The following is a 15,305-nucleotide window of genomic DNA, read 5'->3' on the forward strand; positions in this document are numbered from 1 at the left end:
TGACGTGCGCCTGAGGAAGTCCACGCCCCGGTCCACCCCGGACCCCGCCCCCGAGGCCACCCCTGCGCCGCCCGGGGCCGCCACGCGCGCGAGCCGCCACGGCGGTGAGAAGCGCGCCGCCGGGACCCGCGCCGCCGGGACCCGCCCCGCCGGGACCCGCGGCGCCCGCCCCGCGGCGGGAGCCGCGCCGGGCGGTGCACGTCGACCGGCCGCCGAGGGCACGACCCGCGCCGGCCGCCGGGCGGCGCGTCGTCGCCGTCCGCGGGCGCTCACGGTCGCGCTGGCGGTCGTGGGAGTGCTCGTGCTGACCCTCGGTGCGCTCCTCGGGACCCGGTTCCTCGGCAGCGGGTCCGGCCAGGCGCCCGAGACCGCCGCGGCGACCTCGGCCGTCGGCGACCGCGTCGACACCGACGGCGGCACCCTGCACGCGCTGACCCTCGGCCCCGTCGCGACGTGGGACCCGCAGCGGATCGCCTCGCGCGACGACATGGCCTTCGCGGGCCGCGTCTTCGCCCGCACCCTCACCGCGTACGCCCCGAGCACCGACCCGAGCCGGCAGTCCCGCCTCGTCGGTGACCTCGCCACCGACACCGGCACCCCGGGCAAGGACCTGCGCACCTGGTCGTTCACCCTCCGCGACGGGCTGAAGTGGCAGGACGGCAGCCCGCTGACCTGCGCCGACGTCGCGTACGGCATCTCGCGGACCTTCGCCACCGACGTCATCGCCGGCGGCCCCACCGACGCCCTCGCCGTCCTCGCCATCCCGCGCCAGATGGACGGCACGAGCACCTACCCCGGGCCCTACGGCACCGGCGAGGCCGCGGTCAAGGCCCAGGCGATCTTCGACAAGGCGGTCACCTGCAAGGGGCAGACGATCACCTTCACGCTCAGCTCGCCGCTCAGCGACTTCAACGAGCTCGTCAGCCAGCCCGCCTTCGGCCCGGTGAAGAAGTCCGAGGACCGCCGCGAGGCCGGCGGCTACGACGTCTTCTCCGCCGGCCCGTACACGCTCGAGGGCACCTGGTCCGCCGGCGAGGGCGGCACCTTCGTCCGCAACCCGCACTGGAGCCGGGCGAGCGACCCCGTGCGCCGCGCGCACCCGGACGTCATCCGCTTCCAGGAGGGCCTGGACACCCAGGCGGTGGCCCAGCAGGTCATGGCCGACGGGGACACCGGCCGCTACGCCGTGGCGCTGGGGTCCGCGCCGCCCGCCATCCAGCAGCACATCACCGCGGTGCAGAGCCTGCAGGAGCGCTCGGTCAACCCGCTGACCGGTGTCGTCGACTACCTCGTCCCCAACACCCGCAGCGAGGTGTTCAAGAGCGAGCTGGTCCGCCAGGCCCTCGCCGCGGCGACCAACCGCGACGCCTACGTCACCGCCATCGGCGGGGCGACGGCCGCGCAGCCGACCCGTTCGCTCATCCCCGCGTCCCTCCCGGCCGCGCACGAGGCCGACCCGATCGGCACCGGCACGAAGGGTGACGCCGAGCGCGCCAAGGCCCTCCTCCTCGAGGCGAAGAAGACCGGCCCGGTGCCGTTCACCGTCGCCTACCGCTCGAACCCCACGAGCGACAAGGCGATGGCGGCCCTCGTGGCGGGCTGGCGCCTCGCCGGCTTCGAGCCGACCGCGAAGCCGATCACCGACGACTACTTCTCGCAGATCAGCGACCCGAAGGCCGCCACCGAGATCGACGTCTTCTGGTCGAACTGGGCCCCGGCCTGGGCCTCGGCCTCGACCGTCCTGCCGCCGCTGTTCGACAGCTCGATCAACATCACCAAGACCGGGCCGGGCCGCGACTACGGCTACTGGGCCGACCCCAAGGTCAACGCCCGGATGGCGGAGATCCAGGCCATCGCCGACCGTGCCGAGCGCGAGGCGGCGTGGGCGGAGCTCGACGCGTCCCTCCTCCAGCGCGGGGCCTACATCGGGCTCGCGGAGCGGCGGGCGCTCTACGTCTCCGGCTCCGACGTCCGCAACCTGTCGGCCAACGCGGTCAACGGCGGTGTCGTCGAGTTCGCCGACATCGCGGTGGCCCCGTGACGGGCCTCCTCGACGGCGTCGAGGTCGAGGGGAGGGCAGCCCGCCTGCTCTTCGTCCACGCCCACCCCGACGACGAGACCCTCGCCACCGGCGTCGCCATCGCCCACCACGTCGCCCGCGGCGACGACGTCCACGTCCTCACGTGCACGCTCGGTGAGGAGGGCGAGGTCATCCCTGCCGCGCTGGCGCACCTCGAGGGCGCCGAGGGTGACCCCCTCGCGGGGCACCGTCTCGAGGAGCTGCGCGGGGCGCTGGCCGTCCTCGGCGCCACCTCGCACCTGCTCGGCCCGGGCCCCGACGGGTCGCCCACCCGCTGGCGGGACTCGGGCATGGCCGGCTCGCCCGCGTCGCGCCACCCGCGCGCGTGGACCCGTGCCGACCTCGCCGACGCCGCGGCCGCGGTGCGCGGCGTCATCGACGAGGTCGCCCCCGACGTCGTCGTCACGTACGACGCCACCGGCGGGTACGGCCACCCCGACCACGTCCGCACCCACGAGGCCACCTGCCACGCGGTCGCCACCGCGGCCGCGCCGCCCGTGCTCTACGGCACGCTGACCCCGCGGTCCTGGGTCGCCGAGGACCGCGCCTGGCTCGCCGCGAACGCCCCCGCCGGCGACCTCGTCGTCCCCGGCCCCGACGACCCCGTGGCCACCTCCGTCGTCCCCGACGACGCCGTGACGCACCGCGTCGTCGACCCGGTCGTCGTCGCCACCCAGGCCGAGGCGCTGCGCCACCACGGGACGCAGGTCGTCGTGGGGGAGGGGTGGTACGCCTTGTCCAACCACGTCGTGTCGCGGCTCGCCGGCCGCGAGGGCTACGCCCGGCTCGACCCGTCGACCGGCCGACCCGTCAGCGAGGGGACACCGTGACCGCCGAGCAGTCTCCCGAACCCCTCGACCCGGCCGTGTTCCGGCAGGCGATGGGCCGTCTCGTCAGCGGCGTCAGCGTCCTCACCACGGTCGCCGGGGGGCACGACCACGCGATGACCGCCGACACCCTGACCTCGGTGTCGCTCGACCCCCTCCTCGTCCTCGTCTGCGCCGAGACCGAGGCCCGCTGGTACGGGGCCGTGCTCGAGGCCGGGACCTTCGGGGTCAGCGTGCTCGCCGCCGACCAGCGCCCGCTCTCGGAGTGGTTCGCCACCCGGGGCCGCCCCCTCCACGGCCAGCTGGACCGCGCGCCCCACCGGCGCGGCGAGGCCACCGGCAACGCGCTCCTCGACGGCGCGCTCATGCACCTCGAGTGCCGCACGACCGACGTGCACCCGGCCGGGGACCATGCGATCGTCGTCGCAGAGGTCCTCGCCATCGACCTGCCCGACACCGTGGGGCCAGGCCTGGTCCACTTCCGAGGACGCTACGGGAGCATCGCATGACCCTCGACAGCCTGCGCGACGACCTCGAGTGGGAGGAGCCCGAGGCGCCGACGCGCCCCCGCTGGCCGCTCTTCGCCGGCCTCGCCCTCCTGCTCCTCGCCGTCGTCTACGTCGCCGCCGCCGCCCTGCTCGGTGACCGCGTGCCGCGGGGGACGACCGTCGCCGGCGTCGCGCTCGGGGGCCAGGGCGCCGACGCGGCTCGCGACACCCTCGCCGCCGAGGTCGCCACCGCCACGGGCACGCCGCTCGTGCTGACCTCCAGTGCCGGGAAGGTCGAGGTGGCCCCGACGGACGTCGGCCTCTCCGTCGACGTCGACGCGACGGTCGACGAGCTCGTCGGCTTCTCGCTCGTGCCCACGGACGTCTGGCGCCACGTCGCGGGTGGCGGCGTCGAGCCGGCGGTCGTGCGCGTCGACGAGGCCAAGCTCTCGGCGGCGGTCGAGGGCGCCCGCGGCGAGCTCGACGCCGAGCCCGCCGAGGGCTCGATCTCCATCGCCGGGGGCGCCGTCGCCGTCAAGGAGCCCGTCGCGGGGACCCGCACCGACACGGCGGGGACCCTCGAGGAGGTCCGGGCGCGCTGGCCCGGCGCGACGACCGTCGCCGTGGCTGCCGAGACCCTCCCCACGAAGGTCTCGGTCGACGAGCTCGCCCGCGTGCGAACCGAGTTCGCCGACATCGCGGTCTCCGGGCCCGTCACGGTGTCGGCCGGCGGGAAGTCGTTCCCGCTGACGCCGAAGGAGTTCGCGTCCGCGGTCGTCCTCACGCCCGACGCCTCCGGGGCGATCACGCCGCGCCCGGACCCGAAGGAGCTCGCCAAGGTCGTCCACGCCGCGGCGAAGAAGGCCGAGGTCGAGGTCGAGGCGAAGGACGCCGTCGTGACGTTCTCCGGCCGCACCCCGTCGGTCAAGCCCCACGTCACCGGGCTCGCGCTCGACGACGCGTCACTGACCGCCGAGGTGTGGAAGGCCATCGGCGGGACCCAGAAGGCCGCGGAGGTCAGGACCACGGTCACCCAGCCGGCCTTCACGACCGACATCGCGAAGAAGACTCTCCCCAAGGAGCGGATCTCCTCGTTCACGACCTACTTCCAGGCCGGCCAGGCACGCGTCCACAACATCAAGCTGGCCTCGCGCATCATCAACGGCACGTACATCCCGCCGGGCCAGAAGTTCAGCATGAACGCGATCCTCGGCCAGCGGACCCCGGAGAAGGGCTACGTCAAGGCCGGGATCATCCGGGGCGGGCGGGCCGCCGAGAACTACGGCGGCGGCATCAGCCAGGTCTCGACGACGATCTTCAACGCCGCGTTCTTCTCCGGCATGAAGCTCGACGCGTGGACGCCGCACTACTACTACATCTCGCGCTACCCCGAGGGTCGCGAGGCGACGATCTCGTGGCCGGACCTGCACAACATCTTCACGAACGTCACGGACGGCGGCGTGCACATGCAGGTCTCGACGACGGACACTTCGATCACCGTGACCTTCTGGGGCACGAAGAAGTGGGACATCGAGGCGACGAAGAGCCCGCGGCGCAACATCGTCCAGCCGAAGAAGTACAGCGACGACGACCCCGAGTGCATCACCCAGAAGCCGGTGGTCGGCTTCACCGTCGACGTGGGACGGATCTTCAGGCAGGGCGGCTCGGTCGTCAAGCGCGAGACCTACACGACGACGTACCGCCCCGAGGACGACGTCACCTGCACCCACCCCGACGCCAAGTGAGGCTCAGCCCGGGCTCCGGGCGACGTTGACGTACACGTGGTGCCGCTCGAAGCCGTGGCGCTCGTACAGCGCGAGGGCGGGGGCGTTGACCTCGTCGGTCTGCAGGTGGAGCGACCGCAGGCCGCGCGCGGCCGCCTCGCGCGCCAGGGCCCGCAGGACGAGGGACGCGGTGCCGCGGCGCCGGGCCGCAGGCGCGACCCACATCGCGGCGATCCCACCCCAGGCGTCGCTGATGCCGAGGCGCCCCACGCCGACGACCGTGTGGTCCTCGTCCCGCGCCGTCGCGAAGACCTGCGCGGGTGACCCGGTGAGGATGGCGCGCGCAGCCTCCTCGTCGACCTCGCGGTACGAGCGGTAGGCATCAAGCCAGGCGTCGTCGAGCCCGTCAGCGAGCGCGACCTCCGGGGGGTGGTGGTTCGGATCTGGCTGCGGGACAGCGAGATCCGCGACAGTGACGGTGGCGGCCGTGAGCGTCAGCGTGGGCCGGCGGAGGTGGTACCCGCGGGCCAGGGCCTCGACCGTGACGGGGTCGGCGGCGGGGTCCGACCCCCACAGGGACGCGACCGTGAGGTTCGCCGGGAGTCCCCGCTCGGCGTACCAGCGCTCCACCGCCGCGAGGGCGTCGGGCAGCGGGAGGCCGGGGTCGCCCGTCGTCACGACCGAGTTGGCGCGCTGGGTGAACCCGCGCGACGCTCGCAGCAGCCAGCCGCCGAGGCGCGCGGTCTCCATCGCCGGCCACGCCCCGACCATGACGCGCTGGAGGTCCTCGACCGACAGGGCGCGGTGCGGGGCCCCGCGGCGCGACGGGCGGGGTGGGACGACCTTGAGCACGGTGACGTCGGCGCGTGCGACCCGGACCTCGCCCCGCCGCGTCGCGACGGTCAGGCCGGTGGTGTCTGCGCCCACGAGGTCGCCCACGACGTCGGTGAGCGAGGCCCCGGAGACGGGGTCGGGAGAGGGGAGCCGGTGGCGCACGACGACCCGCGACCCGACCGGCGGGTCACGATCCGGCCCGCCCTCCCGCGCGTCCATGGCCCGCATAGTATGGGCGACATGACGTACGTGATCGCGCAGCCCTGTGTGGACCTCAAGGACAAGGCCTGCATCGAGGAGTGCCCCGTCGACTGCATCTACGAGGGCGAGCGCAGTCTCTACATCCACCCCGACGAGTGCGTCGACTGCGGTGCGTGCGAGCCGGTGTGCCCGGTCGAGGCGATCTACTACGAGGACGACGTCCCCGAGCAGTGGGCCGAGTACTACAAGGCCAACGTCGAGTTCTTCGACGACCTCGGCAGCCCGGGCGGGGCCGCGAAGCTCGGCGTCATCGCCAAGGACCACCCGATCATCGCCGACCTGCCCCCGCAGGAGCACGACGAGTAAGGACCCGGTGACGGCGGTGCTCCGGCTCCCCGACTTCCCCTGGGACTCGCTCGCTCCCCTCAAGGAGCGGGCGAGTGCCTTTGCCGACGCGGACCTGCCCGGCGCGTCCGGGCGCGGCATCGTCGACCTCTCCGTGGGCACGCCCGTCGACGCCACGCCCCAGGTCGTCCGCGACGCCCTCGCCTCGGCCTCCGACGCCCCCGGCTACCCCCTGACGTACGGAACGGCCGACCTGCGCGAGGCGGTCGCCGCCTGGTTCGCCGCCCGCCGGGGCGTCCCCGACGTCGACCCCTCAGGGGTGCTGCCGACCATCGGGTCCAAGGAGCTCGTGGCCTGGCTCCCGGTGCTCCTCGGCCTCGGCCCGGGCGACGTCGTGGGGTTCCCCCGCGTCGCGTACCCCACCTACGACGTCGGCGCCCGGCTCGCCGGCGCGACACCGCTGCCCGTCGACTCGCTGACCTCGCTGGGTCCGCCCACTGCCGCGACGACGCCGAAGCTGTTGTGGCTCAACACCCCCGGCAACCCCACGGGCAAGGTCCTCGGGGTCGAGCACCTCGCGAAGGTGGTGGTCTGGGCGCGGGAGCACGGGGTCGTCGTCGCGTCCGACGAGTGCTACGCCGAGCTCGACTGGCGTCCGCGCGAGGCGGGCTCGACCGAGCCGCCGACCACGCCGTCGATCCTGGACCCCCGGGTCACCGGCGGCTCGCACGAGGGGCTGCTGTGCGTGTACTCGCTGTCGAAGCAGTCCAACCTCGCCGGGTACCGCGCGGCCTTCGTCGTCGGCGACCCGGCGGTCGTCGGCCGCGTCCTCGAGGTCCGCAAGCACGCCGGGATGATCGTGCCGTGGCCCGTCCAGCGGGCGCTGCTCGCGGCGCTCGGCGACGTCGCCCACGTCGAGGAGCAGAAGGCCCGGTACGCCGCCCGGCGCGCCGTCCTCCTCCCGGCGGTCGAGGCGTTCGGGCTGCGCGTCGACGACTCCGAGGCCGGCCTGTACCTGTGGGCCACGGCGGGTGAGGACGGCCGGGAGACCCTCGCCCGGCTGGCCGAGGTCGGCGTCCTCGCGGCGCCGGGCGACTTCTACGGCGCCGCGGGCCGCCGCCACGTGCGGATCGCGCTGACCGCCCCGGACGAGCGCATCGCCGCGGCCGCGACCCGGCTGGAACGGGCCGCGGGGCGGTAGGGCGCACCCCCACCGCGGTTTCTCGCCGCGGAATCCTCAGGGGTAGGGTCGACAGGAACTTGTGCCCGACGCGAAGGATCAACGACATGACCGACGGTGCCACCCTCTCCGCGGAGGGCAAGCAGCTCGACCTCAAGCTCGTCCGGGCGACCGAGGGCAACAGCGGCTACGACATCTCCAAGCTGCTGAAGGAGACCGGCAACGTCACCCTCGACGGTGGCTTCACGAACACCGCCAGCTGCACGAGCGCCATCACCTACATCGACGGCGACCAGGGCATCCTGCGCTACCGCGGGTACCCGATCGAGCAGCTGGCCCAGAGCTCGACCTTCCTCGAGACCTCGTACCTGCTCATCTACGGCGAGCTCCCCTCCGCCGACGAGCTCGCGGCCTTCGAGGACAAGGTCCGCCAGCACACGATGCTCCACGAGGACCTCAAGGGGTTCTTCCAGGGCTTCCCCCGTGACGCGCACCCGATGCCGGTGCTCTCCTCGGCGGTCTCGGCGCTGTCGACCTTCTACCAGGACAGCCTCGACCCGTTCGACAAGCAGCAGGTCGAGATCTCCACGATCCGCCTCCTGGCGAAGCTGCCGACCATCGCGGCCTACGCGTACAAGAAGTCGATCGGGCAGCCGTTCCTCTACCCGGACAACAACCTCAGCCTCATCGAGAACTTCCTGCGGATGACCTTCGGCGTCCCGGCCACCGACTACGAGATCGACCCCGACCTCGTGCGCGCCGTCGACCTCCTGCTCATCCTGCACGCCGACCACGAGCAGAACTGCTCGACCTCCACGGTGCGGCTCGTCGGCTCCTCGCAGGCGAACCTGTTCGCCTCGGTCTCGGCCGGCATCAACGCCCTCTTCGGCCCGCTGCACGGCGGGGCGAACCAGGCCGTCCTCGAGATGCTCGAGCGGATCCAGAACGCCGAGTACTCCACCGACGAGTTCATGACGAAGGTCAAGAACAAGGAGGACGGCGTCCGGCTCATGGGCTTCGGGCACCGGGTCTACAAGAACTACGACCCGCGCGCGGCCATCATCAAGGACACGGCCCACGACATCCTCGCGAAGACGTCCGGCGGTGACCAGCTGCTCGAGATCGCGATGCGCCTGGAGGAGATCGCCCTGGCCGACGACTACTTCGTCGAGCGCAGGCTCTACCCCAACGTCGACTTCTACACGGGCATCATCTACAAGTCGATGGGCTTCCCGACGCGGATGTTCACCGTGCTGTTCGCCCTCGGCCGCCTCCCCGGCTGGATCGCCCAGTGGCGGGAGATGATCGAGGACCCCACGACGAAGATCGGCCGCCCCCGACAGGTGTACACCGGCCACGGCGAGCGCGACTACCTCGCCATCGACGAGCGCTGACGGCCGGCTCGTCAGGCGAGCCGGATGAGGACGCTGCGCGCGTCGGGCTCGCCCGCGGACGAGCCGGTCCCGACGGACTGCCAGCCGAGGGAGGCCTCGTCCATCGAGCGCTCCCACCGGGACAGGTCGGTCCGCACCTCGACGGCGCCGGTGTCGACGGCGCGGGCCACGGCCCACGAGGCGACGGCCCAGGCCGCGTCGTCGGAGTCGGTGCTCACGAGGACCTGCCGTTCGCCCGTCACCACGCCGGTGAGGCCGAAGTCCTTCTCGACGAGGGCGAGGAGCTCGTCGGCGTCACCGGGCCCCTCGGGGTCCCCCAGGGCGCAGCCGATGCCGCCCGGGGTCTGGCCGCTGAGGACCGAGGCGGTCACCCGGGCCTGGGCCTCGTGCTGGGCGTACGCCTCGCCGGCGGCGGAGCGCTGGACCTCCTGCGCCGCCTCGGCGATGTCCATGTCGGTGTACCCCTCGACCTTGACCAGCGCGTCGTAGAACTTGTTCGTCGAGTACTCGGGGTCGAGGATCTGCTCGGCCGAGCCCCACCCCTGGCTGGGCCGCTGCTGGAACAGGCCGAGGGAGTCGCGGTCGCCGAAGCGGACGTTGCGGACCTTCGACTCCTGCATCGCCGTCGCGATGGCGATCGTCGCCGCCCGCGGTGGCAGGCCCCGCTTGACCGCGATCGCCGTGATGGCCGCGGCGTTGCTCGCCTGGTCGGGAGCCCACTCGAACGTCTGGTCCGCCGCCGTGACCCGGCACGACTCCCCGGACACGAGCCGGGTGAGGTGGCGGATGCCGACGTAGCCGGCCGTCCCGACGACGCCGACGAGGACCACCGTGAGGAGGCCGCCGATGCGGCGTTGGCGGCGCGAGCGGGGCGCCGTCTCGGCGAGCGTCAGGGCGCCACGGGCGGTGCGGGGCATCAGGGGTCGGGATCCGTTCAGTCGTTGGCGTGGAGCGCGGAGTTGAGGACGATGCCGTGGCCGTCGCGGGGGCGTGCCTCGACCGTGCCGGTCACCGAGTTGCGCAGGAAGAGCAGGTTGCCCTGCCCGGACAGCTCGCGGGCCTTGGCGACCGTCCCGTCGGGGAGGGTGACCTTGGTGCCGGCGGTGAGGTAGAGGCCGGCCTCGACGACGCAGTCGTCACCGAGGGCGATCCCGAGCCCGGACTCGGCTCCGAGCAGGCAACGCTCGCCGATGCTGACGCGTTCCGTGCCGCCGCCGCTCAGCGTGCCCATGGTGCTCGCGCCGCCCCCGATGTCGGACCCGTCGCCGACGACGACGCCCTGACTGATGCGTCCCTCGACCATGCTCGAGCCCAGCGTCCCGGCGTTGTAGTTGACGAAGCCCTCGTGCATCACCGTGGTGCCGCTGGCGAGGTGGGCGCCGAGCCGCACCCGGTCGGCGTCGGCGATGCGGACCCCGCTCGGCACGACGTAGTCGACCATCCGGGGGAACTTGTCGACGCCGAGCACCTGCACCGCGCCGCGCGCACGGAGCCGGGCGCGGGTCAGCTCGAAGCCCTCGACGGCGCACGGGCCCTCGGTGGTCCACACGACGTTGGGCAGCACGCCGAAGATGCCGTCGAGGTTGATGCTGTTCGGCGGGGTGAGCCGGTGGCTGAGCAGGTGGAGGCGCAGGTAGGCGTCCTCGGTGCTCGCCGGGGCGGCGTCGAGGTCGACCTCGACGGTGGCGGTCGTCCTCGTGACGCGGCGGGCCTCGTCGGTGCCGACGAGGGCGTCGAGCTCGGCCGGCACGCTGCTGCCGTCGCGTGCCCCGAGGGCCGGGGCGGGGTACCAGGCGTCGAGGACGGTGCCGTCGTCGGTCGTCGAGAGGAGGCCGTGACCCCAGGCGGTGCGCGTCATGGCGGTCAGCCTACGGGGGCCGCGGGACCCCGGAGCACGCGGCGGAGGCCGCGGCGGAGCGTGCGGCCGGGCGCAACTAGGGTGGCGTGCATGTCCTCCGCTGCCTCCGCCACACCCTCGCCCGGGGCCACGCTCGACCTCACCGTCGACGCGACGACGCTGACCGCGGCGATCTGCGACATCGAGTCGGTGAGCCTGGGGGAGGAGGCCCTCGCGGACGCCATCGAGTCGACCCTCGCGGCGCTGCCCCACCTGACCCTGACCCGGGTCGGCAACACCGTCGTCGCGCGCACCGACCTCGGGCGGGCGGAACGGGTCGTCCTCGCCGGCCACATCGACACCGTCCCTCTCACCGTCGACCCCCCGAACCTGCCGACGAAGCGGGTCACGGGCGGCGACGGCGAGGTGCTCTGGGGTCGCGGCACCGTCGACATGAAGGGCGGCGTCGCCGTCATGCTCCGCGTCGCCCAGGAGGTCCGCGAGCCGAGCCGCGACATCACCTTCGTCTTCTACGAGGGCGAGGAGATCGACTCTCAGTACAACGGCCTGCTCCACGTCGAGCAGCAGCGGCGCGACCTCATCGACGACGCCGACTTCGCCGTCCTCCTCGAGCCCACCGACGGCCGGGTCGAGGGCGGGTGCAAGGGAACCCTGCGCGCCGAGGTCACGACGAAGGGCATCGCCAGCCACAGTGCCCGGCCGTGGAAGGGGCACAACGCCATCCACGAGGCCGCCGAGGTCCTGGCCCGCCTCACCGCGTACGAGCCGCAGACCCGTGAGGTCGACGGCCTCGAGTTCCGCGAGGCGCTCAACGCCGTCCTCGTCAGCGGCGGGATCGCCGGCAACGTCATCCCCGACCGGTGCACCGTCACGGTCAACTACCGGTACGCGCCGGACCTCTCCGCGGAGGATGCCGAGGCCCACGTGCGCCAGGTCTTCACCGGGTTCGACGTCGACGTCGTCGACAACGCCGCCGGCGCCAGGCCCGGGCTGCACCTGCCGGCCGCGCAGGCCTTCGTCGAGGCGCTCGGGCTGCCCGTCGAGGCCAAGCAGGGCTGGACCGACGTCGCCCGCTTCAGCGCGATGGGCGTGCCGGCCGTGAACTTCGGCCCCGGCGACCCCAACCTCGCGCACATGGACGACGAGCAGTGCCCCGTCGCGCAGTACGGCCTCTGCGAGGACGCGCTGACCCGCTGGCTCTCCTGAACGGCGGGGGCAACGGGCCCGCGGGATAGCGTGGCGCCGTGGACGAGACCCCAGACCTCAGCACCCCTCCGGCGGAGCGCGAGTACCACCAGGGACCGGTCGTCATGCGGGGCAAGAAGGTGCCCGGCTCGACGACCGACCAGCGGCTGCTCGACAGCCGCGGCTCGGCGGACTGGGTGCACACCGACCCGTGGCGGGTCATGCGGATCCAGTCCGAGTTCGTCACGGGGTTCGGCGCCCTCGCCGAGCTCGGCCCGGCGGTCAGCGTCTTCGGCTCCGCGCGCACGCGGCCCGACGACCCCACGTACGAGCTCGGCACCCGGCTGGGCGCGGCCCTCGTCGCGGCGGGGTACGCCGTCATCACCGGGGGAGGGCCCGGGGCGATGGAGGCCGCCAACCGCGGCGCCCTCGACGCCGGCGGCACGAGCGTCGGCCTGGGCATCGAGCTGCCCTTCGAGGCCGGCCTCAACGAGTACGTCGACCTCGGGGTCAACTTCCGCTACTTCTTCGCCCGCAAGACGATGTTCGTCAAGTACGCCTCCGGGTTCATCGTCCTGCCCGGCGGGTTCGGCACGCTCGACGAGCTGTTCGAGGCCGTCACCCTCGTCCAGACCCAGAAGGTGACGAGCTTCCCCATCGTCCTGCTCGGTACCGGCTACTGGGGTGGGCTCCTCGACTGGCTCAGGGCCACGGCTCGCACCGTAGGGACGGTCAACGAGGCCGACCTCGCCCTGCTCACCCTCACCGACGACGTCGAGGAGGCCGTGGCCGCCATCGTGGCCGCCGACGGGTCGGCCCGCGGGGGGCTGCGCGGGGTCCCGCGCCCCGAGGACCCGCTTCCCTGAGGGTTTGCTGAGGGAAGGGTGCCGCCGAGCGCTCGGCTGGGCCTGTTCAGGGCCATGACCTCGGTGTTTGAATCCGCCGATCGGGTGATGACAGATCGAGGAGCAGGCAGATGAGGGCACGACGATCCGGCACGATCCTCCTGGCAGCGATGGCCCTGGCGATCCCCATGGGTTCCGCAGCCGCGCACGACGACGTCGTGTACGTCGACGACGGGGTCCTCGACTCCGGCAAGGAGACCCACGGGCACCATGCCCAGCACGGGGGCGACGAGGGCCACCTGCCCCCCGTGAGCACCAACGTCGACGTCATCGGCAACCTCGACCTCTTCGCGGGGGCCGAGGAGCCCGGACGCGTCGCCGACGTCTCGGCCTACGGGAACTACGCGTACCTCACGGCGTTCTGGGAGCCCGAGTGCGACCGCGGCGGGGTCTACGTCGTGGACATCTCGGACCCCGCGGCCCCCAAGAAGGTCTCGCTCATCCCGAGCCACCGCGGCACGTTCAGCGGTGAGGGTTCGCAGGTGATCCACCTCGAGACCCCGTTCTTCAGCGGCGAGGTCCTCGCCTACCAGAACGAGATCTGCCCCGGCGAGACCAAGGGCGTCGGCGGCATCACCCTCGTCGACGTCACGGACCCGACGAAGCCCAAGAAGCTCGTCGAGGGAGCCGGCGACTTCTCGGTCAACGGCAAGGCGCAGACCAAGGCGAACGAGACCCACTCGGTGCGGATGTGGACGCAGGGGTCCAAGGCCTACGCCGTCCTCGTCGACGACCTCGAGGACACCGACGTCGACATCCTCGACATCACCAACCCGTCCAAGCCCCGCCTGATCTCGGAGACCTCGCTCGACACCCAGACGGCCCAGCCGCCGGGCGCGGTCCACGGTGACGCGGTCTTCCTCCACGACATGGTCGTCGAGACGGTCGACGGAGTGCCGACGATGCTCGTCTCCTACTGGGACGGCGGCTACGCCAAGCTCGACGTGAGCAACCCCGCGGCTCCGGTCTTCCTCGACGACACCGACTTCGCCGCGGCCGACCCCGTGCGGCTCGAGGTCGCCGGTCAGACGATCTCCCCCGAGGGCAACGCCCACCAGGCCGAGTTCACGCGCGACCGGGAGCACTTCATCGCCACCGACGAGGACTTCGACCCCTACCGGGTGACCGCGACGATGGAGGACGGCACCGAGTTCACGGCCATCCAGGGCTCCGACGTCCCGGCCATCGACCCGGACACCAGCCTCTCGGGTCCGACGACCTTCGTCGGCCTGGCCTGCGACCCCGCCGCCGTCCCGGCGGCTCCCTCCACCACGAGCATCGCCGTCATCGAGCGCGGGGTCTGCGACTTCACGACGAAGGTGCAGAACGTGGAGGGCAAGGGATACGCAGGGGCCGTCGTCTTCAACAGGACCGGCGTCGACGGCTGCGACACCCTCGTCTCGATGCTCGTCGAGGCCGGTATCCCGGCGGTCTTCGTCTCGCGGACCGACGGCTTCCGCATCCTCACCGGGGGCGTCCCGGCGGGCTACACCTGCGACGCCAGCGGCGCGGGCACCGCGATCCCGACCGCGGTCGGGGCGGCCGGCCAGGACGTCGACATCAAGGCGGTGTTCGACGGCTGGGGCTACGTCCACCTGTACGACACCGACACGATGCAGGCGCTCGACGAGTACTGGGTCCCCGAGAGCCAGGACCCGGCGTACGCGAGCGGCTTCGGTGACCTGTCGGTCCACGAGGTCGCGACCGACCCCGACGCCGACCTCGCGTACATCTCCTACTACGCAGCGGGCTTCCGCGTGGTCAGCTACGCCGGCGGCACCCTCCAGGAGGTCGGCGCCTTCATCGACGAGGGCGGCAACAACTTCTGGGGCGTCGAGGTGCACCAGCACCCCAACGGCCAGAAGTACGTCCTCGCCTCCGACCGCGACAGCGGGCTCTACCTCCTGCAGTACACCGGCGGCTGACCGCCGGCCGGGCCGAACCGGGCCGGGGTGGGCGAGGAGCCCACCCCGGCCCGGCTCGTAGGATCGGCCCGTGGTCCCGCTCGTCCTCCTCGCGCTCGTCGCCGTCGCCCTCGTCCTGACGGTGCTCGGCGTCGCGAGCGGGCGGGTGCCGGCCGACCCGCTCGCCGAGCCGGTCCGCTCGACCCCCGACCACGGCCTGCCCGAGGACCCGAGCGCCGCCGACATCGACGCGGTGCGCTTCGACACCGCGCTGCGCGGGTACCGGATGGAGGACGTCGACCGCCGCCTCGTCGCCCTGCGCGACGACCTGCGCGAGCGGGAGCAGACCCTCGCCGACCTCCGCCGTCGCGAGGGCTGAC

At 73.0% G+C, this 15,305-nt stretch carries 14 protein-coding genes; 11 read left to right on the forward strand and 3 right to left on the reverse strand.

Features of this window, described 5'->3' with window-relative positions:
* The first annotated feature begins 4 nt into the window (after window positions 1–4).
* The 4 genes from ACK8HX_RS14875 to ACK8HX_RS14890 are packed head-to-tail and all read left to right on the forward strand — an operon-like array spanning window position 5 to window position 5,140.
* Window positions 5–2,041, forward strand: a complete 2,037-nt coding sequence (locus tag ACK8HX_RS14875; protein ID WP_411941505.1) for an ABC transporter substrate-binding protein — start codon at window positions 5–7, stop codon at window positions 2,039–2,041.
* Complete coding sequence (mshB, locus tag ACK8HX_RS14880; RefSeq protein ID WP_411941506.1) at window positions 2,038–2,910, forward strand: N-acetyl-1-D-myo-inositol-2-amino-2-deoxy-alpha-D-glucopyranoside deacetylase; 873 nt, start codon at window positions 2,038–2,040, stop codon at window positions 2,908–2,910. Before ACK8HX_RS14875 ends, mshB begins: the two co-directional genes overlap by 4 nt.
* Window positions 2,907–3,416 carry a flavin reductase family protein gene (locus ACK8HX_RS14885; RefSeq protein WP_411941507.1) on the forward strand — a complete coding sequence of 170 codons (510 nt, stop codon included), beginning with the start codon at window positions 2,907–2,909 and terminating at the stop codon, window positions 3,414–3,416. Before mshB ends, ACK8HX_RS14885 begins: the two co-directional genes overlap by 4 nt.
* Complete coding sequence (locus tag ACK8HX_RS14890; protein ID WP_411941508.1) at window positions 3,413–5,140, forward strand: VanW family protein; 1,728 nt, start codon at window positions 3,413–3,415, stop codon at window positions 5,138–5,140. Before ACK8HX_RS14885 ends, ACK8HX_RS14890 begins: the two co-directional genes overlap by 4 nt.
* A 3-nt stretch (window positions 5,141–5,143) precedes the next feature.
* Here ACK8HX_RS14890 and ACK8HX_RS14895 read toward each other — a convergent pair whose 3' ends face one another.
* The gene (locus tag ACK8HX_RS14895) at window positions 5,144–6,172 is read right to left on the reverse strand and encodes a GNAT family N-acetyltransferase (protein WP_411941509.1); all 1,029 of its coding nucleotides are present in this window, start codon (window positions 6,170–6,172) and stop codon (window positions 5,144–5,146) included.
* 21 nt (window positions 6,173–6,193) lie between these two features.
* Here ACK8HX_RS14895 and fdxA point away from each other — a divergent pair, with 21 nt between their 5' ends.
* From fdxA to ACK8HX_RS14910, 3 genes are all read left to right on the forward strand, one after another.
* Window positions 6,194–6,520 carry a ferredoxin gene (gene fdxA, locus ACK8HX_RS14900; RefSeq protein WP_166118274.1) on the forward strand — a complete coding sequence of 109 codons (327 nt, stop codon included), beginning with the start codon at window positions 6,194–6,196 and terminating at the stop codon, window positions 6,518–6,520.
* Between the two features lie 7 nt (window positions 6,521–6,527).
* Complete coding sequence (gene dapC / locus ACK8HX_RS14905; protein WP_411941510.1) at window positions 6,528–7,700, forward strand: succinyldiaminopimelate transaminase; 1,173 nt, start codon at window positions 6,528–6,530, stop codon at window positions 7,698–7,700.
* An 86-nt stretch (window positions 7,701–7,786) separates the two neighbouring features.
* Window positions 7,787–9,073: a citrate synthase gene (locus tag ACK8HX_RS14910; RefSeq protein WP_411941511.1), complete on the forward strand. Its 1,287-nt coding sequence runs from the start codon at window positions 7,787–7,789 to the stop codon at window positions 9,071–9,073.
* 11 nt (window positions 9,074–9,084) lie between these two features.
* On the opposite strand, the gene ACK8HX_RS14915 is transcribed toward ACK8HX_RS14910, so the two are convergent.
* Both ACK8HX_RS14915 and dapD read right to left on the reverse strand, forming a co-directional pair.
* Entirely contained in the window at window positions 9,085–9,990 is a 906-nt protein-coding gene (locus tag ACK8HX_RS14915) for a hypothetical protein (protein ID WP_411941512.1), read from the reverse strand.
* Window positions 9,991–10,007: 17 nt separating this feature from the next.
* Window positions 10,008–10,931: a 2,3,4,5-tetrahydropyridine-2,6-dicarboxylate N-succinyltransferase gene (gene dapD, locus ACK8HX_RS14920; protein WP_411941513.1), complete on the reverse strand. Its 924-nt coding sequence runs from the start codon at window positions 10,929–10,931 to the stop codon at window positions 10,008–10,010.
* Between the two features lie 90 nt (window positions 10,932–11,021).
* On the opposite strand from dapD, the gene dapE reads away from it, so the two are divergent.
* From dapE to ACK8HX_RS14940, 4 genes are all read left to right on the forward strand, one after another.
* Window positions 11,022–12,137 (forward strand): succinyl-diaminopimelate desuccinylase, encoded by a 1,116-nt coding sequence (gene dapE, locus ACK8HX_RS14925; protein ID WP_411941514.1) that lies wholly within the window; start codon window positions 11,022–11,024, stop codon window positions 12,135–12,137.
* Between the two features lie 104 nt (window positions 12,138–12,241).
* A complete protein-coding gene (locus ACK8HX_RS14930) occupies window positions 12,242–12,982 on the forward strand; it encodes an LOG family protein (RefSeq protein ID WP_411941576.1) in 741 nt (246 codons plus the stop codon).
* 110 nt (window positions 12,983–13,092) lie between these two features.
* Window positions 13,093–14,946, forward strand: a complete 1,854-nt coding sequence (locus tag ACK8HX_RS14935; RefSeq protein WP_411941515.1) for a PA domain-containing protein — start codon at window positions 13,093–13,095, stop codon at window positions 14,944–14,946.
* Between the two features lie 70 nt (window positions 14,947–15,016).
* Window positions 15,017–15,304 (forward strand): DivIVA domain-containing protein, encoded by a 288-nt coding sequence (locus tag ACK8HX_RS14940; protein ID WP_411941516.1) that lies wholly within the window; start codon window positions 15,017–15,019, stop codon window positions 15,302–15,304.
* Window position 15,305: the final 1 nt, after the last annotated feature.

This window comes from Oryzobacter faecalis (assembly GCF_046764005.1).
Taxonomy (GTDB): domain Bacteria; phylum Actinomycetota; class Actinomycetes; order Actinomycetales; family Dermatophilaceae; genus Oryzobacter; species Oryzobacter faecalis.